Source organism: Faecalibacterium sp. BIOML-A1, assembly GCF_009679715.1.
GTDB lineage: Bacteria > Bacillota > Clostridia > Oscillospirales > Ruminococcaceae > Faecalibacterium > Faecalibacterium taiwanense.
Genome location: NZ_WKZJ01000002.1, coordinates 126854 through 147264, shown reverse-complemented (window position 1 = coordinate 147264; position 20411 = coordinate 126854). Strand labels below are relative to the sequence as shown.

Below are 20411 nucleotides of genomic sequence, written 5' to 3'. Positions count from 1 at the left end.
TTCCTCCCTTTGGGATCAGACTACTTCGATCATTTCAGCATCGGCCTTACGCACGCTCAGCTCGTAGTTGCGCACGGTCAGCTCCATGGGGTCGCCCAGAGGTGCCACCTTGCGGACATAGATCTCAACACCCTTGGTGATGCCCATGTCCATGATGCGGCGCTTGACCGGGCCTTCACCGTGCAGCTTTGCCACAGTAGCAGTCTCGCCGACCTTTACGTCTTTCAGAGTTTTCATACTTAACCATCCTCCTCTGCTTGTCTTTATAGAGAGACTATTCCAGTTTCGGAGCAGCTCCCAAACAGCGCCGGGGCACTGTTCAGCCAATCATGATACGGTTTGCCATGGTCTTGTCCAGCGCGATGCGGCTCTCCTTGACCTGAATGATCAGGTTGCCTGCGATCTCGTTGACGACCGTTACCTCACTGTCCACCACAAAACCCAGCTCTGCCAGATGCAGCCGGATCTCGTCCTTGCCGGTGATCTTTTTGATGGTGACGGTCTCCCCTGCTTTTGCCATTGTCAAAGGCATCATACTTCCGCTTCCCTTCCTGTTTGAATCTGGGATATCGCTGCGGTTAGTCAGCCGCAACTACCAACGTGGATAGTTTACGCTCACTAACCTTTTATGTCAATAGTTTTTTCATAATTAAAAGTTAGTTCATATGAACAAACAATTTTTCTGCCCGATTTTTTCCGTTTTTTCACCACAATCAACAACAACTAACTCAAATTATTGAATTAAAGTTAGCCATTGTTTACATTTTCTTGTTCTTTTTTGGCGGCATCTTGTAAACTATCACAAAGCTTTTTCTCTGCTCTGCTGTGCTCTTTTGCTGCAAATGACACAGCCGCGCGGTACAGTGGTCAGTCTGCACCGCGCGGCCGCGTGTCAAAAGGAGGATTTCTTTCCTGCCAGTGCGTGGACACCAGCAGGTGCCAGGATAAAAAGAGAGTATTTGAAAAGAGAATGACAAATTTTAAGCCGCCACGGCAAGGCGGAGAATGGGTGTTCCGCTGTGGAACAGCCGCAGATAGACTGCTGTGCACTTGCTCAGCTGGTCAAAGTGCTTCTGCGCTGCATCCGGGTCGCCGTAGGACTTCCAGCAGCCGCAGCAGGTAAAGTTCTTGCCGCGGTTCTCGATAAAGCCCACAACATCGCCCAGCGGATAGCCGAGGAACACCCCGATCTCATGCGGAAATTCTGCCGAACAGCATAGCTTGCGGGAAAGCTGAGTGAGCATATTACCCACATCCGGTGCTTCGCCCGCTTCCGGCAGGCGGTAGCCCTCCTGCCGCAGAAAGCTCTGCACCTTTTCATCTGCCAGCACGGCAGTCAGCCTGCTTTCGCGGTAGACATACACAAGATACCGGTGGTTGAGCACGCAGCCCTTGAGCACCCGCACACGCAGGCCCTTGGGGTTCAGCTGAGTGTTCCAGTTTTTCACCCGGCGTGCAAGGTCGGCGCAGTCGCGGGTCTCATAGCGGAACAGGCCTGCCGGTTTCAGGCTTGCCAGCACCGGGGCACACTGTTCGATCATGACCGTTTCAAAATTACGCTCCATGTCTGCGCCCTCCCGCCTTGTTTCTCCGGGCTATTGTTCCCCGGATGCGCCGTGGTTATAAGTTAGATATTCCTAACCCTGATTCCAAAAAAGAAGCAGCTTTGCGCGGAGCATTCAAGGCTTCGGCCTGCCGATCTGTTTCTTGCGGTTAGTTATTTCTAACGTGACTGTATCTTACCACAGCGGTGGGCCGTTGTCAACACTTTTCTTGAAAAAAGTTATTCGTGGCAAACCACGGTTTTCTCCACCTCGCTTTTTGTGCATTCTACCGTTTTGGCGCAGGCTGTGGTATAATAAGGAAAACCCTCTCAGGCGCTAACGCGCCAGCTCCCCGAAGGGGGAGCTCTTTATAGAGTCAGCGCATTCAAAAGCTCTCCCCTTCGGGAGAGCTGGCATTGCGCAGCAATGACTGAGAGGGTTCTATCTTATAAAAGGAGCACGCATCCATGCCACAGAACATTGCACCGCCGGGCCTGATCTCCCTTCTTGCCGCCGCACTGGCACAGCAGCCCACAAAGCCGCTGGTGCTGGCGCTGGATGGCCGCTGCGGCAGCGGCAAGACCACCCTTGCAAATACGCTGGCCCGGCAGTTCCCGGCCAGCATCACCCTGCACACCGATGATTTTTACCTGCCGCCTGCACAGCGCATCCGCGGCTGGGAGAAAACGCCCTGCGCCAATATGGACCTTGACCGCCTGCGGGACGAAGCCCTGCGCCCAGCCTACGAGGGCCAGCCGGTGCAGTACCGTGCCTATTCCTGCCGCGAGGGTGCGTACCTGCCCGCGCGGGAGCTGGCCGCGCAGCCGCTGGTGATTTTGGAGGGCAGCTACAGCCACCACCCGCTGCTGACCGGCTGCGAAACGCTGCGGGTGTTCCTGACCTGCGCAAAAGAAGAGCAGACCCACCGCCTGCAGGCGCGGGAGGGGGAGCGATATGTAAACTTTGCCGCCCGGTGGGTGCCGCTGGAGGAGGGCTATTTTGCCCAGTACCACATTGCGGAGACGGCAGATTTTGTGGTAGACACCACCCAAAGCGAGACGATTTGAAATGGCTTCCGCGCCGCTCTAGCCATTATCAGCGGAAGGATCATTTATAATTTCGGAACAGCGGAGCGTCTGCGGACGCTCCGCTGTTCCATTTTCACGGGGAGGGGCTCCCTTTTTGCGCACCTTGCCCAAAAAGGCGGGAAATATTTTTCTCTTCCTGCGTGAATGGGGGGTTATTTTGCATCAAGTCGCACTTGCGGGGGGTGGGTAGCATCTGTTAAACTTATAGTCACGAAGAAAGCAACGCCACGCTACAACAAAGAACGGAGGATGACCCTTATGAAAAAACTGGCAAGACTGACCGCCCTTTTGCTCACCGGTGCGCTGCTGCTGATGCTGACCGCCTGCGGTGCTGCGCCGGGCGGCAGCGCTAGCATGACCCCCGAGGAAATAGCGGCAAAGCAGCGGCTGCTGGGCGAGATCAACAGCTACCGCGCGACCCTTGAGTTTGCTGCGCCGCTTGAGGAAGTAAAACAGCTCTCTGATGCCGAGCAGATCTGGGTAGAGCAGTTCCGCGCCGCCGGCAAGACCAAGCTGCCAGAGAGCACAACGAACGAAACCCATCAGAAATGGGCAAGCATGACCGGGAACTGGACGCGTTGTGATACTTTCGGCTTGGGTATGAAGAAAGATGCGAGTGGCGAGTTGATCGACATTCTGCTTGCCAAGGTTCCAGCCAATACCCCGGAGGGCAAGGCAGAGCTGTCGGAAGCCTTGAACCATCATGCCTTTAATCTCAGCGCTTGCACAAGAATCGGCATTGCCGTTGTGACCATTGACGGACAGATGTACTGGACCTGCAGCGTGTATTACTGATCTCCCCTTTCCGCACGGAAGAACACCCCTTGAACAGAACAAAGCCGGACAGCTTGCGGGCTGTCCGGCTTTTGGTTTTGCTTGATCTACAGGCTGTTACTTATTCTTGTACATATCCTGATAGTAGTTCTGGTAATCACCGCTGGTGACATGGTCCATCCACTCCTGATGGTTCAGGTACCAGTCGATGGTCAGCACGATGCCCTTTTCAAAGGGGGTCTCGGGGTACCAGCCCAGATCGTTCTTGATCTTGGTGGGGTCGATGCCGTAGCGGCGGTCGTGGCCCAGACGGTCGGCCACATGCTTGATGAGGTCCTCGCTGATGCCCTCGTCCTGCAGACGGTCATGCAGCTGGTTGATGATGGTCTTGACGATGAAGATGTTGGGGCGCTCGTTGTGGCCGCCCACATTGTACACCTCACCGATCTTGCCGCCGTTGGCCACCATGTCGATGGCCTTGCAGTGATCCTCCACATACAGCCAGTCGCGGATCTGCATACCGTCGCCGTAGATGGGCAGCTGCTTGTGGTGTTTGACGTTGTTGATCATCAGAGGGATCAGCTTCTCCGGGAACTGGTAGGGGCCGTAGTTGTTGGAGCAGCGGGTGATGTTCACCGGCATGCCGTAGGTATCGTGGAATGCCATAACGAACATATCGGCGCTGGCCTTGGAGGAAGAATAGGGGCTGTGGGGGCACAGGGGGGTGGTCTCCATAAAGTAGCCGTCCGCACCCAGTGCGCCGTACACCTCATCGGTGGACACCTGCAGGTACTTCTTGCCCTCTTTCCAAGTCTTGGCATCGGCATCATACCATGCTTCCTTGGCGCGCTGCAGCAGGTTGACGGTGCCCATCACGTTGCTCTGCACAAAAATTTCGGGGTTCTTGATGGAGCGGTCCACGTGGCTCTCGGCGGCAAAGTTGATGACGTAATCGAAATCGTACTTCTGGAACAGGCCTTCCACCAGCTCCTTGTCGCAGATATCGCCCTGCACGAACACATGGCGGGGGTCACCCTCCACATCCTTCAGGTTTTCCAGATTGCCGGCGTAGGTCAGCTTATCCAGATTGACCAGCAGGATCTCCGGGTATTTCTTGAGCATATAATGCACAAAGTTGGAGCCAATAAAACCGGCGCAGCCGGTGATCAGATAGGTTTTCATAGGTTCAATTTCCTCTTTTCAGTCTTTCATCCCGTTGTCGCCGTCCCAGTGGGCGAAGAAGCAGGCCAGAGCGTCTCTCCAGTCGCGCACATCGTTGCCCACGGTGCAGCGCAGCATCCGGTTGTCCAGTGCGCTCCACTTGGGGCGGTCGGCGCTTTCCGGGTGCTTTGCCTTGTATTCCTCGCTGGTGCAGGGGGCAACGGTAGCGTCCACACCGGACAGGCGGATGATCTCGGACGCAAAATCATACCACGAGCAGATGCCCTCGCCGGTGCAGTGGTACAGGCCGTACTCGTGGGTCACGCACAGCTGCAGGATCTCGTGGGCCAGATCCACCGCATTGGTGGGGTTGCCGCACTGGTCATTGACCACTTCCAGCTTGCCAAACTTCTTGCCTGCGTTCACGATGGTCTTGACGAAGTTTTTGCCGTAGTAGCTGTAGAGCCACGCGGTGCGCACGATGAAGTGACGGTGGCAGAACTGTTCCACGTACTTTTCACCCATGAGCTTGGTGGAGCCGTAGGCGCTGATGGGGCCGGGAATGGTGGCTTCGTCCTGTGCAACGCCGCCGTTCTCACGGCCGGAGAACACATAATCGGTGGAGACGTGTACCAGTCGTGCACCGGTCTTTTCCGCTGCCTGTGCCAGATTGCGGGGGCCGAGGGCATTTGCCTTGAAGGCGGCATCATGGTTCACTTCGCAGCCGTCCACATTGGTGTAAGCAGCGCAGTTGATGATGACATCCGGGCGGTTGCGGCGGATGAACTCGTCCACCATTTTGTAGTTGGAGATATCCAGATCCGGCAGGTCCACGGCGATCACCGTGGCATTGAGCAGCTTTTCGGGGATGGGGCCGATCTCGCTGCGGCCTTCGCGCAGCTGCTTGAGGATCTCGGTGCCCAGCTGACCCTTGCAGCCGGTAACAATGATTTTCATATGGGTATGCCTCTCTTTTGCTTAATAGCGCAGCTTGCCGTCTGCAACGTTCTTCAGGTGCTGGCCGTAAGGACTCTTGCCGTAGCGCTCAGCGCTTTCCAGCAGGGTGTCGCGGTCGATCCAGCCGTACTTGAAGGCGATCTCTTCCGGCGCACTGATCTTGATGCCCTGGCGCTTCTCGATCATGCGCACAAAATCGGCTGCTTCCACCAGACTGTCCATGGTGCCGGTGTCCAGCCATGCAAAACCGCGGCCCAGCAGCTGAACATCCAGCTCGTCCTTCTTCAGATACATGTCGTTCAGGGTGGTGATCTCCAGCTCGCCGCGGGCAGAGGGCTTGACCTGCTTTGCCATCTTCACGACCTCTTTGTTATAGAAGTACAGGCCGGTGATGGCGTAGTTGGACTTGGGATGCTGAGGCTTTTCCTCCACGCTGAGCACCTTGCCGTCCTTGTCGAACTCCACGATGCCAAAGCGCTCCGGGTCCTGCACATAGTAGCCGAACACGGTGCAGCGGCCTTTGTTTTCCGCATTGGCGGCGGCGGTCTTGAGGATCTTGGAGAAGCCGTTGCCGTAGAAGATGTTATCGCCCAGGATCATGGCGCAGCAGTCGTCGCCAATGAACTCTTCGCCCAGAATGAAGGCCTGTGCCAGACCGTCCGGAGAGGGCTGAACTTTATACTGCAGATGGATGCCGTACTGGCTGCCATCACCCAGCAGCGCCTCAAAGCGAGGCGTATCGGTCGGGGTGGAGATGATCAGGATGTCCTGAATGCCTGCCAGCATCAGCGTGGACAGGGGGTAATAGATCATCGGCTTGTCGTAGACCGGCAGCAGCTGCTTGCTGGTGACCATAGTCAGCGGGTAAAGCCGGGTGCCGGCACCGCCGGCAAGAATGATACCTTTCATATTTGTGCACTCCTTTAAAATAGATTGAAAAGTTGTGCAGCTGTACGCCGCCCAGACGGGAGACCGCCCGGATGACGTATGGATTCAAAGCGGAGCTGCGTCCGCTGTAAACAAATTCAGGAGCCGCTCTCCCCTGCCCGGAACGGCAAAATGGGAATAACAGTTCACTTTATTTTACTATCAAATCACACAAAAAGCAAGAAAGAACGGCTTTCCCGAAAAATTTTCCGGAAAAGCCGTTCTGAAACTCCTTCAATCTCGCATTTGTTCCGCTCAAAAGGCCCCCTCTCCGAGGGGGCTGGCAATGCCGCTGGCATTGACTGGGGGAGTTACCACGCAAAGCCCCACTTGGAGAAATAGCGCAGCAGGCTGCGCAGCTGCCACAAAAAGGGCTTCAGGCTGCGGTGCGCGGCGCGGTGCCATGCATGGATGGCGGTGTACTGGGGCACCAGATACGCCTTGCCCCGGGTGCGCATCTTCTGGGTGAGGTCGGCATCCTCCACGTACATGAAGTAGTCCTCGTCAAAGCCGCCAACAGCCTTGAACACCGCAGTGTCCACGGCCGAGAAGCTGCCGGTGCAGAACTCGATCTCGGTGGGGCTGGTCAGGTCTTTGTCCGCCATGAGATAGCGCTCGTTGTACTTTGCCCAGAATTTCAGGCAGGGCAGCTGGCGGTACACCATGGCCCGCACACTGCACCGGCGCAGCGGCAGGCGCTGGGGCCTGCCGTCCGGGAAGGTGAGTGCGGGCCGCGCCATCACCACGCCGGGGTGCTGTGCCATCCAGTCCGCAAGGTCACTCAGCGTATCCGCAGTGAGCTGGATATCCGGGTTCAGGATAAAGTGCACCCGGCTTTGCAGCAGGCTGAGCACCGTGTTGTGGCCGGTGCCAAAGCCGCCGTTCTCTGTGCGGCAGAGCACCTCCACCTTCTGGTCCTCGCGGATGTGCAGGGTGCCGTCCTTCGCGGCCTTTGCAAGGCACTGGCCGCTGCCGTCCGGGCTGGCGTTGTCCACCAGATACAGTGTCAGCGGGTGGCGGCGGGTGCAGTCCAGCACGGTCTGTGCCGCCCTGAGCGCTTCATCCGCGCCGTTATAAACTACAATACAAGCAGAAAGTTCCATGTCGTTCACTCCAGCGGTTTGATGTCAAAGCTGAAGTCCTCTTTCATCAGGTCAAAGTTCGGGTTCATGCAGGGGTCGCCTGCGGCCAGCTGCTTTGCCCACCGCTTCTGGAAGCGCTCCACCTCCGAGATGAAGCGCTTGCGCTTGACCGGGTTCTCGTCCAGACCGCGGCTCTTGCTCTCGTAGTGGTACAGCTGTGCAAAGGGGGTGAACACGTTGGTATAGCCCGCTTCACGCACGCGCACGCAGAAGTCCACATCGTTGAAGGCCACAGCAAAGCTCTCGTCCAGACCGTTCACCTGCTCGTAGACGCTCCTGCGCACCATCAGGCAGGCGGCAGTGACCGCATACACATCCTGTGCATAGACCAGACGTCCCATATAGCCGGGGTGGCCCACCGGGAAGTTCTTGTGCATGTGGGCCGCAAGGGTCAAAAAGCCGAAGCCGATGCCCGCGTGCTGGATGGTGTTGTCCGGATAAAGCAGCTTTGCGCCCACGCAGCCCACACGGTCCTGCTGGGCGTACATGAGCATTTCTTCGATCCAGCGCGGAGAAATGACCTCGGTATCGTTGTTGAGCAGCAGCAGGTATTCGCCGGTGGCTTCCTTTGCGCCAAAGTTGTTCAGGGCGCTGTAGTTGAAGCCGGTGCCCTGCCATGTGATCACCTTCAGGTTCTTGTGCTCCTTCTGCAGCTTTTCATAGCAGCGGAAGGTGGCAGGCTCCCTGCTGTTGTTCTCGATGACGATGATCTCAAGATCCTCATAGGTGCTCCTGCGGTAGATGGACTCCACGCAGGTGCGCAGGTCGGAAGAATGGTCGCAGCTGGGGATCAGGATGCTGACCCGGCCCGGCTTTGTGATGGTATAGTCCGTCTTATAGAAGCCCGGCGTACCCGGGATCATGGAAACTTCATCCACCGGAACACCCACACGCTCGTAGTGGGCATACAGGGCCTTGACCGCAGCTTCCAGACAGTAGGTCTTGGCCGAAATGTTGCTTGCCACGCTGGTGGGGCTGGAGCGCCAGTAGTACAGCAGGTGCGGGATATGCACGATCTTGTGCGCCTTTTCGGTCAGGCGCAGGTAGAGGTCATAGTCCTGACTGCCGTTGTAGGCTGCACGCTCATCGCCGCCCACAGCGGCCAGCAGCTTTGCGCTGAACACGCTCAGGTGGCAGATATAATTGTTGGAGCGCAGATTATCCAGCATATAATCCGGCTTGAAATGGTAAACGGTCAGGTGGTCGATGTCGCCCTCAAAGGTCACTTCATCCGTATACACAAAGTCTGCGCCCTGTTCGGCAATGGCCTGTGCCACGTACCACAGAGCACAGGGGTGCAGGATATCATCGTGGTCCAGCAGGGCGATGAACTCGCCCGTTGCCAGTGCAAAGCCCTGATTGGTGTTGCCCGCAATGCCCTCGTTCTTTTCCAGCTTCTGGTAACGGATGCGGGGGTCTTCCGCAGCACGGGCTGCTACGGTCTGGCCCACCGTCTCGTCCTGTCCGGCGTCCACAAGGCACAGCTCCCAGTTCTGATAGGTCTGGTTCTGCACCGAGTCCAGCAGCTCCACCAGAAACTGCTGCGGCGTATTGTACAGCGGCACCACGATGCTGATGCGCGGCGCGGCGGGCTGGTCGGCCGCCTGCCTTACCAGCAGCTCTGCGCTGGCAAAGCGGTCGGCGCGCATGGTCCTGCCCGGGAACAGTTTCGCATATTCCTTTTTGGCCTTTGCCTGCGCACGCACGCCGGAAATGCCCACCCGACGCAGCTGGCCCAGAAAGACGAACGGCGGGAAGGTGTGTGCCAGCTGACGGCCCTTGCTGACAAAGTAGCGCAGCGGCCAGCTCATCTTCCAGAAAGTAGAACTGGTCACATTGTTCAGTGTCTTTTCCAGATCCTGCTCATGGCTGCGGCTCAGCGAAAGATCACTGCGCAGGCGTTCCAGCTGAGCCGTCTGCTCTTCGCCAGTGCGCTCGGCCTGCTGCATCCGCTCTCGCAGATCGTCCAGCGTCATCTCGTAGCCTGCCAGCAGCTGCTGTGCATCCTGCACAGCGGCGCTGCGGCAGAACAGCGCGGTCTGCTGGGCTTTGCCACGGTTCTTCCACTCAAAATCCCGGTACAGGCCCTGTGCGGCCAACTGCTTTGCACAGTCAGCCATGGCCGATGCATCGGTGCATACCAGCAGCACCTGTGCACACTGCAGTGCGGGCAGATCCACCCATTCCGGGTCCTCCACCACCAGCAGAGCAGCGGTGCCCTGCTCTGCATTCTCCGGCAGCAGCTGTGCGCCGGCCTTTTCCAATGCTTCGGCCAGTGCGCCGCTGCCGCCCAGCACCTGAATGCTGGCAGGGGTCAGCTCCCGCACGATGCGCTGCGCCAGTGCACGGCAGCGCTCGGCCTGTCGTTTGGTTTCTTTTTCCTGATCCATTCCGATCTCCGCTCCTATGGAACTTTTTTATCTTAAAATGATCTCTCAAAAAATCACACGATTTATAGTATACCAAATCCGGCATGATTTGAGAAGGTTTTGCGCGCATTTCTTTGCAGTTTTCCACTGCTTACCAGTGGAACAGGCTGTGCAGCCAGCCAAAGAACCCACCGCCGGAGCTGCCGGAAGTGGAAATGCTCACACCCGTGTAGTAGTGGCTCAGGATCTCCCGGTAGCCCATGCCCTGCTCCTGTGCGTAACCCACAGCACCGCACTGGCTCATGCCCACGCCATGGCCAAAGCCGTAATAGGTCATGCAGGGGGTGCCGCTTTCGTCCGCGCCAAAGTCGAAGCAGTAGCGGGAGGAAACGAACTGGCCGATATAGCGGTAGCTGCGGCCATTGGAAACAAAGGTGTTGTACTGCACAAAGCCGCCCAGATCCTTGTGGGTGGTGTCGGCGCTGACGTAGGGCTCGCCAGTGCGGCTGTCGTTATACTCTTTATAGGTATAGTCTTTTCCGATGACCCGGCGCAGCTTGTTGTGGTACTGCTCCTCGTAGGGGCTTTCTACGCTCTGCAGATACGGCACATCGGTGCCCCATGCGTCCCGGCTGGAGCAGGTGCCGTACACGCCGGTCTGGGTGTTATAGCCCGCACTGGCCGACCACACGGCATCGCAGACGCTGCCGTTGCAGGTAAGGATCTCATTTTTCACCGGTTCCACCGCCCTGCGGATGGCTTCCCGTGCCGAGGATGGGATCTGATCCACCGGAGTGTAGATGAGCGCATTGGCAGAGGCACCGTACTGCTTGTGGTATTCCAGATAGGAATGGATGGCCACCGCCTGCGCCTTCCACGCCTGCTGGGCGGCGCTGGCGCTGACATAGCTGCCAATGGAGCCAAGCTCCGTGTAGGTAATGCCCACAAGGCAGTCCACAAGGTTCAGCGTGACATTGCGCTGCAGGCCTTTTCCCTTGATGTTGAGGTAAGGCATGGTGATGGTATCACTGGTGCCAAAGAGCCATGCAAGGCAGTTTTCCTCCTCGGCAGGGATCAGGGTCGTGTCCGCGCCGCCCATAGTGGTGGCTGCCGAAGCCGCCGGGGCCAGCACGCAAACGCACAGCGCTGCTGCCAGCACAAACGCCGCCGCGCGGCGCACAAACCGATGCAGATGTTTCAAAAGTGATCTCCTCCTGTTTTTTTGCAGATTTCTGACTGTGTTTTTTACAGTGTAACACAGCCTGCGCCTGCGGGCAAGGACTGGACTTTCGTTTTCACATCTGGACAAAGAAGAAACCGGAGGGCCTTTCCCGTTCGGGCAGCTCTCCGGTCTGATTTATAAGGTCTCCGGCCGACGACGCATGGCATCGTCGATCTCGTTCTCGATCTCCCGCAGGCAGTCCAGCAGCACCGGATTGAACGCCCCGGCCTCGCCGGTGCAAAGCATCTGCACTGCAGCCGCGCAGGGTACCGGCGGCTGGCTTCCGCTGCCAGTGGTCAGCGTTTCGTAGGCATCCGCAAGGCCGACCACCTGTGCCGCAATGGGGATCTGTTCGCCAACCAGCTGGTCCGGGTAGCCGCTGCCGTCGTACCGCTCGTGGTGCCAGCGGCAGATCTGATAGGCTACCCGCACAAAATCTTCGTCGCGGTAGGCATCCAGCTCTTCCAGCATCCGTGCACCCAGCAGGGTATGCTGGCGCATGGTTTCTTCATCCTCCGGCGTGCGCGGCTCCGGGCTGTTCAGGATCTGCTCCCCGATCTCCATTTTGCCAATGTCGTGCAGCACCGAGGCCATGCTGATGGTACGGCGCATCTCCTGCGTCAGGGGGTAAGTCTCGGTCTTTTGCACCAGATGGTCCAGCAGCATTCCGGTCAGGGTGCTGATGTGCTGCACATGGGTGCGGCTCTCGCCGTTGCGTCGCTCCACCACCCGGCTCAGAATGCCGATCATCATTTGGCTGCGCTTTTCCTTTTGCGACACCTGATCCGCCACCATGGCGCTCAGGCGGCGCTGCTTTGCATACATGCGGATGGTGTTGGTAATGCGCTGATACACCACCCTTGCATCAAAGGGGCGGCTGATATAATCGGACGCACCCAGATCAAAGGCGCGGCGCACCGTGTCCACATTGTCCTCGCTGGAGATCATGATGACCGGGATCTCTTCCAGCATTCCGCGCTGGCTCATGGCTTCCAGCACGGTAAAGCCGTCAATGCCGGTCATGTGGATATCCAGCAGCACAACGGAGATGCCGGTGGGGTTCTGTTCCAGCAGGCGCAGGCAGTCCTCGCCGGAAGCCGCTTCGGCAGTGTCGAACTGGCTGTTCAGCATCTGGCTGAGCAGCATCCGGTTCATGGCCGAGTCGTCCACGATGAGCACACTCTGGCGGCTGTGGGTGGGCTGCAGGGCGTGCGGCTCCGGCTGACGCTCGGTGATCACGGTGTTTTTCTGGATGCGTGCATAGTGCATCAGTCGTTCCGCGTGCTGCACCGCATCGTCCACATTTTCGTCGTCGATCCACACGCCGCCAATGCTGGCCGACATGCGGATGCGGGAGTAGCCCGGCACGCTGGCCGCCTGCAGCTGCAGACGGATCTGTTCCAGACGCGGGCTGAGCTGTTCCTGCCGGATGTCCGGTAGCAGCAAAAGCAGCCTGCCGCCGTCGTAGCGGATCAGGCGGTCTTTTTCCGAAAGGCCGCGCCGGATGGTGCTTACCGCCGTTTCCAGCACGCTGTTGCCTGCACCGGAGCCGTAAACATCGTTGGAGAACTTCAGATCGTCCATATCCAGCATCGCCACACCGGCGGTAATGCTGCGGTAGCGGTAGTTCTCATCATAATAGGTGCGGTTGTAGGCACCGGTCAGCGGGTCGCGGTAGCGCTTTTCCCGCTCGTCGGTAATACTGTTGAGCAGCCGCTCACCGTTTTCCGGGTCCAACAGAACGCTGCGGTCGATCTTGCGGGTCAGCTCCAGCACACAGAGTTGGCCATCCACCTGCACACAGCTGGCCGTGATCTCGTACAGCTCCTGCCCAAAGTATTCCAGCCTTGTTTTCCGGGTGTTCTTTTCCAGCGCCTGCCTTGCCACGCAGTTTTCACACGGACGGCTGCGCCGCCACTGGGCATAGCAGGGCGCGCTGCCCTTTTTGCCGCCCTGCACCTCGTCTGCCTTCATCAGGCGCACCGTCATGAACACCTTGCGGAGCTGGCGCATTTCCTCTTCCATCTGCTGGCGTGTTCTGTCTTTTTTGCTCATCATCGCATATCCCCCGCTGCAAAACCGCGCGTTTTGGGCCGCACGGCATTCCTTCACGAATAACATTATACTATTTTTTACCAGAATACGTCAATCTTCACCCCTTGCAGCCTGCGGTGCGGAATGTGTCGTTTTGATCCTGTAAAATCAACGTAAGCTCTTTATTTTTGCCAAATTTCCTCATCAGACACCGTACTGTGCCGCACAAAGTGACGCAAATTGGGGAGTGCAGTTTTCCGGCCGTCTGCTGCCCGCTCTGCCCGGGAACAGTCCACATGTTTCCGCCGGAAACTCAGTCTTGATTTTGTGCGCAGAATCCGCTATAATAGTAACGTTCTTTTGAATTGCATATCAGCCGGTGTGTCGGAATGGCAGACGAGGGGGACTCAAAATCCCTTGTGCTAATAACACGTGTGGGTTCGACCCCCACCACCGGCATAAAAAGGAAGCCCTCCAGCTTGTCTGGGGGGCTTTCTTTTTATCTGCGGCGTGTGAGCGGGTCGAACAGCACGACCCTGCACAGCAGGGGAGCAATCAGCCCTGCGGGCTGTTGCTCAGTGCGCGGGAGACCCCCACCACCGGCATAAAAGCCCATCAGGCATTCGCCCAATGCCGTTAAGTTAAGAGGCTAAAGAAAAATAGACTTCATCGAAAAGATGAGGTCTATTTTTTTTTGAAAAAGATCAGAAACAGATTTTACGCACCCTTTGCCGGATATGCCAAGGCCCCCACAGAACACGGGATCTGCAGGGGCCTTGCGGGCAATATTTTTACAGCATTTTGACCGCCAGTGCTTCACTGGTGCGATCCTGTGCGGCGTTGGCATTTTCGGGGTCGTCCATGGTGTAGCGCAGCACAAGCACTTCAGCCACATACAGCAGCGCCACCTTGACCGGGATGTTGCCGGAGTCCAGCGGGCTTTCCTGCGCACCACACAGCAGCACGATATCCGCCAGCTTTGCGCCTGGCGAATCCTCATAATGGGTGAGCAGAATGATCTTTGCGCCCGCCGCCTTGGCCGCGCGCAGCGTTTCCAGCATATCGCGGGTAGCGCCGGAATAGGAAACGAACAGCACCACATCCTCCGGGGTCATCAGGCTGGCCGTGATAAGCTGCATATGGCTGTCGCCTGCCGTGCGGAACTTGGTGGAGATGCAGGCAAAGCGGGCGCAGATATCATTTGCAATATACATGCTGCCGCCCTGACCAAGGCAGTACACCTGCCGGGCCTTGTGCATCAGCTCCGAAGCCTTGTCCACCGCCTCCGGCGAAAGATTGTTTTGGGTGCCGTTGATAGTAGTCATCAGCAGGGCGCTGGCGTGCTCGCACAAAGTTGCCGTGTCGGCATCCGGCTCCGGCACATGCTGGTTGACCAGTGCACCGGTGGCGTTGGCCTGCGCCAGCGCAATGCGCATTTCATGATAGCCCTCAAACCCCAGCGCCCGGCAGAAGCGGAACACCGTTGCCTCTGCCACACAGCACTCCTTTGCCAGCGAGGAGATGGACAGATACTGTGCCTCTGCCGCGTGCTGCACAAGATAGTCCGCCACGGTGCGGCCCGATTTTGTCAGGTCGCCCTGATGCTGCTGCAGCAGCTCCCAAAAATTCGTTGCCATTTTTCTTTTTCCTCTTTTCCGGCGCAGCAGTTCACCGACCCGGATCAGCTGCCGACCGTTTCATTCACCTTTATAAAAAGTATAAAAGAATCGTCCCCGCTTCGCAAGAGACGCATTGCCCACATTTTGGCCCGCAGTTCTGTGCAGAGCACACAGTTTTGGCGGAAAAACCGGCCATTCTGTGAAAATATCTTTCAATTTTGCATTTTTGTTTAGAAAAACATTTTCACTATCGTTTTTGTGGGTTTGTACCATTCTGTAATATTTTCAGAAGAGTAAAGCAAGGTTTTCTTTGCATTTCAACATATATCCCACGCTTTTGTGCACAATGTACACCGTCATTCTGAAAATTTATGAAAACCATGAATAGACAAAATGAAAATATTTTTCTATAATGGAGCCATCAAGAGCGGCCGCTGGCACGGCAGGCCGCCAACAACGTGAAGCATCTTGAATGCGAAGGAGAAACTACTATGAAAAACTGCATTTCCCGCCGTTCGTTCCTGAAGGCCGCTGGCATTCTGGGCGCAGCCGGCGCTCTGGCCGCATGCGGCGGCTCTTCTGCAAGCACCAGCACTGCTGCTTCCACCGCAGGTTCTACCGCTGCAAGCGCAGCTGCTTCTTCCACCAGCATCAAGCTGTGGACATACCCCATCGGCGGCTGGGGCAATGACGACACCGTTCAGGGTCTGATTTCCAGCTTCAACGCAAAGTATCCTGACATCAAGGTCACTGTGGAGTATCTGGACTACACCAACGGCGACGATCAGGTGAACACCGCCATCGAGGGCGGCAGCGCACCTGATCTGATCATGGAAGGTCCCGAGCGTCTGGTTGCAAACTGGGGCGCAAAGGGCGTTATGGCTCCGCTGAACGACCTGTGGACCGATGATGCCAAGAAGGACATTTACGAGTCCGTTGAGTCCGCCTGCAAGGACACTGCCGGCAACTACTACGAGTATCCCCTGTGCATGACCGCGCACTGCATGGCCGTGAACATGACCAAGGTCAAGGAAGTGGGCGCTGACCAGTACATTGATACCGACAAGCATACCTGGAGCACTGACGGCTTCCTGAAGACCGTTGATGCCCTGTACAACGGCGGATACGAGAACGTTGCAGCCATCTACTGCGCAGGTCAGGGCGGCGACCAGGGCACCCGCGCCATCATCAACAACATGTACGGCGGCACCTTTACCGATGCAGCCCACACCAAGTACACTGCCGACTCCGCCGAGAACATCAAGGCGATCCAGACCCTGCACGACACCAAGGGCATCAACTTTGACGCTTCCATCGCAGGCGGCGACGAGATCACCCTGTTCCGCAACGGCACCCTGCAGATGGCATTCTGCTGGAACATTGCACAGCAGGCCAACAGCGACAACAACGCCGCCGGTCTGACCAACGATGGCGACGAGATCTTCCCCATGGCCTTCCCCACCGACAGCGGCGACCCGAAGCTGTGCGGCGGCATCTGGGGCTTCGGCATCTTTGATAACGGCGACGAGGCCAAGATCGAAGCAGCCAGGACCTTCATCGACTTCATCGCTGCCGACCCCGATCAGGTCAAGGACAGTGTGCTGGCTTCCACCTACTTCCCGGTCCGCACCAGCGTGGGCGATATCTACGCCGACAACGAGATCATGAGCGAGTACAGCAAGTTCATGGCTTATCTGGGCGACTACTACCAGATCACTCCGGGCTGGGCAACCGCACGTACCGAGTGGTGGAACATGCTGCAGCGCGTCGGCTCCGGTGAGGATGTCGAGACTGCCGTCAAGACCTTTGTGGACAACGCAAACGCTGCCGCACAGGCATAAGCCCATCCACTCTGCCGGGGGCAGATAATTATTGACGCTTCGCCCCTTCCTCGAAGATCCCGACGAGGGAGGGGCTTTATTTGTAAAAAAAAAATCATAACCGAAAGGAACGGTGATTCTCTTGGCTGCAAAAACGGCGATCAAAGAGCCTAAGCGCAGCAGTGCGCTGGTACGGCGCGAGACCTTCGCTTCCTATTGCTTCCTGCTGCCCAGCCTGATCTTCTTTCTGGGCTTCGTCATTTACCCCATGGTGCTGTGCGTGGTGACCAGCTTCTTCGATTCCACCATGAACCGTGCCGACATCTTTGTGGGGCTTGCAAACTATAAGGAACTGTTCACAGACCCCATCTTTCTGGGTGCCTTAAAGAACACCTTCATCATCGTGGTGGTGTCCGTGCCCGTGACCTGCGCCTTCTCGCTGTGGGTCTCCTCTGCCATCGTAGACCTGCCCGAGTGGGCTACCAGCCTTTTCCGCTGCGTGTTCTACCTGCCCGTGGTCACCGGCTCCGTGGCTGTTACCGTGGTGTGGAAGTGGATGTACAACAACTACTATGGCATCTTCAACTATCTGGGCAAGACTCTGGGCCTCATTGACAAGAACATCAACTGGCTGGGCGATGAGCGCTTTGCTCTGGGCTGCATCATCCTGATCCTGCTCACCACCTCTGTGGGCCAGCCCATCGTGCTGTACGTTTCCGCTCTGGGCAATGTGGACCAGTCCATCGTGGAAGCTGCAGAAGTGGACGGTGCCACCGATTTCCAGTGCTTCTGGAAGATCAAGTGGCCCGCCATCATGCCCACCACCCTGTACATTCTGGTCATTACCACCATCAACTCCTTCCAGTGCTTTGCGCTGATCCAGCTGCTGACTTCCGGCGGCCCCAACCACAGCACCGATACCATCATGTACTACATCTACTACACCGCCTTCAAGCTGTACCGCTACGGCTACGGCAACGCAATGGGTGTGGTGCTGGCAATCATCATCGCCATTCTGTCGGCTGTCCAGTTCAAGCTGGGCAACCAGGATAATTAAAGGAGGTGCCGGACAATGAGTGCAAATGCCGCTGCAAAAAAGCAAAAACCGTTGAAGCGTCACCCCAGCAAGCTCAAGAGAATGAGCGCCTACATGATCCTGACGCTGATCCTCATCAGCATCGTTGCGGTGCTGTTCGCCTTCCCGCTGTACTGGATCATCACCGGTTCCTTCAAGACCGGTGCCGCCATCAACGCCACCACCCCGGAATGGTGGCCCAGCCAGTGGGTGCTGACCAACTACCAGAAGCTGTTTTCCGGCAAGAGCGCCCCGCTGTGGCAGCTGGCTGTGCCCTTTGGCTCCAAGTTCAGCGCTAACGGCGAGCCCATCTACTTCTCGGTAGGCCCCACCGCTCCCGCTGCCATCCGCTGGATGATCAACACCGTGTTCATGGCCGTCATGTCCATGATCCTCACCTGCATCACAGCCGCCATGGCCGGCTATGCACTGGCAAAAAAGCGCTTTGTAGGCCGCAAGCTGCTGTTCACCCTCATCGTGTGTGCAATGGCTCTGCCCAAGCAGGTCATTCTGATTCCCCTGCTGCGCGAAATGAGCAGCCTGAACCTGTACAACACCATCTGGGCCGTCATCTTCCCCATCGTGGGCTGGCCCTTTGGTGTGTTCCTGATGAAGCAGTTCAGTGAGGGCATCCCCACTGAGATGCTGGAAGCGGCCCGCATCGACGGTGCAAGCGAGGCCAAGACCTTTATCGACATCGTGCTGCCCATGGTCAAGCCGGGCATCGGCGCACTGGCCATCTTCACCTTCATCAACAGCTGGAACGACTACTTCATGCAGTTGATCATGCTGTCCAGCACCAGCAACCTGACCATTTCTCTGGGCATTGCAAAGCTGCAGGCTGAGAACAGCACCGACTTTGGCCTGATCATGGCAGGTGCCGCACTGGCTGCTGTGCCTATCATCATCATCTTCCTCATTTTCCAGAAGTACTTTACCAAGGGCATCGCAATGGGTGCTGTTAAGGGCTAAAATCCCGACCGCCGCCTGCGGGCAAAGACTTCCCCCGGCCGGGGGAAGATGTCGCGCAGCGACAAAAAGGGGCATGCAGGGAGGGATTTTTGGCGCAGCGGTCTGCAAGACGCAAGGCCCGCCCAAGGGCCGAAGCGGATGCAGGGCACCGCAAGAGGGCGCTGATGCCGCTGCCCGGAACAGAAAGCGTACGAGCTTGATGCAAAACCATTTCATCTGTATTTATTACTATTTTTAAAGAAGGGTTTGGAACATGAAAGATATCAAAAAATATCAGGGTGTCATCCCCGCCTTTTACGCCTGCTACGACGCAGAGGGCAATATTTCTACCGAGGGCGTCAAGGCCCTTACCCGCCATCTGATCGCCAAAGGCGTCAAGGGCGTGTATGTGGGCGGCTCCTCCGGCGAGTGCATCTATCAGCACGTGAATGAGCGCAAGGCCGTTCTGGAAGCCGTGATGAGCGAAGCCAAGGGCAAGCTGACCGTCATTGCGCATGTCGGCTGCAACAATACCGCCGACAGCGTGGAGCTGGCCCGTCATGCCGAGAGCGTGGGTGTGGACGCCATTGCATCCATTCCTCCCATCTACTTCCACCTGCCGGAGTACGCCATTGCAAAATACTGGAACGATATGTCCGCTGCTGCTCCCAACACCGAGTTCGTCATCTACAACATCCCGCAGCTGGCAGGCACCGGCCTGACCATGAGCCTGCTGAAGGAAATGCTCAAGAACCCCAATGTAGTGGCTGTGAAGAACAGCTCCATGCCCACCCAGGACATCCAGATGTTCAAGGATGCCGGCATCGCCGCCCGCGGCGAGGGGAATTTTGTGGTGTTCAACGGTCCCGATGAGCAGTTTGTTTCTGGCCGCGTGATCGGCGCAGACGGCGGCATCGGCGGCACCTACGCCGTCATGCCCGAGCTGTATCTGGCCATGAACGACCACATCAACAAGGGCGAGATCAAGCAGGCTCAGGAGATCCAGTACGAGGCCGACCGCATCATCTACAAAATGTGCGAAGCCCACGGCAACCTGTACGCCGTACAGAAGGAGATCCTGCGCCGGATGTACGGTCTGGAGCTGGGCGGCGTGCGCGAGCCGATGCCCGGCCTGATCCCGGAAGATGAAGCCATCGTGGCCGAAGCACAGGCCATGATCGAAGCTGCCATCGCAAAACTGTAAAATTGAAGCAGCGCCCCTCTCCGTCTCTTTTCAGAGGGGAGAGCGGGCGCTTGTTTTTGGAGGGACGTTTTATGATCTGTGATACCCTGCAGCACCTGACGCGCTACAAGGGCCTTTGCAAAAATCTCGACACGGCCATTGATTACCTGCTGACCCACGACCCTGCCAGCCTGCCTCTGGGCCGCACCGAGGTGGATGGCGAGGAGGTATTCATCAACACGATGGATGCCACGCTCCATTCCGACCACGGCTACCACCCGGAATATCACAAAAAGTACGCCGACCTGCAGCTCGACATCACCGGCAGCGAGGGCTGGGGCTTTACCACAAATCCCGGCAGGGAGATCGGCGATTTTACCGGCGACTGCGGTTTTCAGGACAGCGCCAGTGTCGTGACCGGCACACTGGGCGAAGGACGCTTTGTGCTGTTCTTCCCCACGGAGCTGCACAAACCCGGCCTTGTACAGCACGGCTGTGTGGGCGTGCGCAAGGCTGTTGTAAAGATTCGGATGGAGGATTGAACG

18 protein-coding genes and 1 tRNA gene are annotated in these 20411 nt (G+C 57.4%); 8 read left to right on the top strand and 11 right to left on the bottom strand.

Going from position 1 to position 20411, the window contains the following annotated elements:
* Nucleotides 1-15: 15 nt before the first annotated feature.
* The 3 genes from GKG36_RS02940 to GKG36_RS02930 form a co-directional block, all read right to left on the bottom strand.
* The gene (locus GKG36_RS02940; protein WP_005944554.1) at nucleotides 16-237 is read right to left on the bottom strand and encodes a FeoA family protein; all 222 of its coding nucleotides are present in this window, start codon (nucleotides 235-237) and stop codon (nucleotides 16-18) included.
* Nucleotides 238-319: 82 nt separating this feature from the next.
* Nucleotides 320-535 carry a FeoA family protein gene (locus GKG36_RS02935; protein WP_005944556.1) on the bottom strand — a complete coding sequence of 72 codons (216 nt, stop codon included), beginning with the start codon at nucleotides 533-535 and terminating at the stop codon, nucleotides 320-322.
* Nucleotides 536-980: 445 nt separating this feature from the next.
* The gene (locus GKG36_RS02930) at nucleotides 981-1565 is read right to left on the bottom strand and encodes a DUF3793 family protein (RefSeq protein ID WP_154259034.1); all 585 of its coding nucleotides are present in this window, start codon (nucleotides 1563-1565) and stop codon (nucleotides 981-983) included.
* 446 nt (nucleotides 1566-2011) lie between these two features.
* Here GKG36_RS02930 and GKG36_RS02925 point away from each other — a divergent pair, with 446 nt between their 5' ends.
* Entirely contained in the window at nucleotides 2012-2611 is a 600-nt protein-coding gene (locus GKG36_RS02925) for a uridine kinase (RefSeq protein ID WP_154259032.1), read from the top strand.
* A 279-nt stretch (nucleotides 2612-2890) separates the two neighbouring features.
* On the top strand, nucleotides 2891-3427 hold the full coding sequence (locus tag GKG36_RS02920) for a hypothetical protein (protein ID WP_154259030.1): 537 nt from the start codon (nucleotides 2891-2893) through the stop codon (nucleotides 3425-3427).
* A 96-nt stretch (nucleotides 3428-3523) separates the two neighbouring features.
* Here the strand turns inward: GKG36_RS02920 and rfbB are convergent, their stop codons facing one another.
* The 7 genes from rfbB to GKG36_RS02885 all read right to left on the bottom strand — a co-directional run bounded on the left by rfbB (nucleotide 3524) and on the right by GKG36_RS02885 (nucleotide 13242).
* A complete protein-coding gene (gene rfbB / locus GKG36_RS02915) occupies nucleotides 3524-4588 on the bottom strand; it encodes a dTDP-glucose 4,6-dehydratase (protein WP_154259028.1) in 1065 nt (354 codons plus the stop codon).
* Between the two features lie 18 nt (nucleotides 4589-4606).
* Nucleotides 4607-5524 carry a dTDP-4-dehydrorhamnose reductase gene (rfbD, locus tag GKG36_RS02910; protein ID WP_120020950.1) on the bottom strand — a complete coding sequence of 306 codons (918 nt, stop codon included), beginning with the start codon at nucleotides 5522-5524 and terminating at the stop codon, nucleotides 4607-4609.
* Between the two features lie 21 nt (nucleotides 5525-5545).
* The gene (rfbA, locus tag GKG36_RS02905) at nucleotides 5546-6433 is read right to left on the bottom strand and encodes a glucose-1-phosphate thymidylyltransferase RfbA (RefSeq protein WP_005944568.1); all 888 of its coding nucleotides are present in this window, start codon (nucleotides 6431-6433) and stop codon (nucleotides 5546-5548) included.
* 329 nt (nucleotides 6434-6762) lie between these two features.
* A complete protein-coding gene (locus GKG36_RS02900; protein WP_154259025.1) occupies nucleotides 6763-7554 on the bottom strand; it encodes a glycosyltransferase in 792 nt (263 codons plus the stop codon).
* 5 nt (nucleotides 7555-7559) lie between these two features.
* Nucleotides 7560-9983 (bottom strand): glycosyltransferase family 2 protein, encoded by a 2424-nt coding sequence (locus GKG36_RS02895; RefSeq protein WP_097775165.1) that lies wholly within the window; start codon nucleotides 9981-9983, stop codon nucleotides 7560-7562.
* Nucleotides 9984-10113: 130 nt separating this feature from the next.
* Nucleotides 10114-11163 carry a sporulation protein SpoIID gene (locus GKG36_RS02890; RefSeq protein ID WP_154259023.1) on the bottom strand — a complete coding sequence of 350 codons (1050 nt, stop codon included), beginning with the start codon at nucleotides 11161-11163 and terminating at the stop codon, nucleotides 10114-10116.
* Nucleotides 11164-11319: 156 nt separating this feature from the next.
* Complete coding sequence (locus tag GKG36_RS02885) at nucleotides 11320-13242, bottom strand: HD domain-containing phosphohydrolase (RefSeq protein ID WP_173012869.1); 1923 nt, start codon at nucleotides 13240-13242, stop codon at nucleotides 11320-11322.
* Nucleotides 13243-13593: 351 nt separating this feature from the next.
* Between GKG36_RS02885 and GKG36_RS02880 the strand changes: the two genes are divergently transcribed.
* A tRNA-Leu gene (locus GKG36_RS02880) sits at nucleotides 13594-13677 on the top strand.
* 332 nt (nucleotides 13678-14009) lie between these two features.
* Here the strand turns inward: GKG36_RS02880 and GKG36_RS02875 are convergent.
* Nucleotides 14010-14855: a MurR/RpiR family transcriptional regulator gene (locus tag GKG36_RS02875; RefSeq protein WP_097775097.1), complete on the bottom strand. Its 846-nt coding sequence runs from the start codon at nucleotides 14853-14855 to the stop codon at nucleotides 14010-14012.
* 473 nt (nucleotides 14856-15328) lie between these two features.
* On the opposite strand from GKG36_RS02875, the gene GKG36_RS02870 reads away from it, so the two are divergent.
* The 5 genes from GKG36_RS02870 to GKG36_RS02850 all read left to right on the top strand — a co-directional run bounded on the left by GKG36_RS02870 (nucleotide 15329) and on the right by GKG36_RS02850 (nucleotide 20408).
* The gene (locus tag GKG36_RS02870; RefSeq protein WP_154259019.1) at nucleotides 15329-16678 is read left to right on the top strand and encodes an ABC transporter substrate-binding protein; all 1350 of its coding nucleotides are present in this window, start codon (nucleotides 15329-15331) and stop codon (nucleotides 16676-16678) included.
* Nucleotides 16679-16790: 112 nt separating this feature from the next.
* Entirely contained in the window at nucleotides 16791-17714 is a 924-nt protein-coding gene (locus tag GKG36_RS02865; RefSeq protein ID WP_173012868.1) for a sugar ABC transporter permease, read from the top strand.
* Between the two features lie 15 nt (nucleotides 17715-17729).
* Complete coding sequence (locus tag GKG36_RS02860; RefSeq protein WP_005944590.1) at nucleotides 17730-18704, top strand: carbohydrate ABC transporter permease; 975 nt, start codon at nucleotides 17730-17732, stop codon at nucleotides 18702-18704.
* A gap of 253 nt (nucleotides 18705-18957) precedes the next feature.
* Complete coding sequence (locus tag GKG36_RS02855) at nucleotides 18958-19887, top strand: dihydrodipicolinate synthase family protein (protein WP_154259015.1); 930 nt, start codon at nucleotides 18958-18960, stop codon at nucleotides 19885-19887.
* Nucleotides 19888-19958: 71 nt separating this feature from the next.
* On the top strand, nucleotides 19959-20408 hold the full coding sequence (locus tag GKG36_RS02850) for a YhcH/YjgK/YiaL family protein (RefSeq protein WP_097776406.1): 450 nt from the start codon (nucleotides 19959-19961) through the stop codon (nucleotides 20406-20408).
* Nucleotides 20409-20411 lie beyond the last annotated feature (3 nt).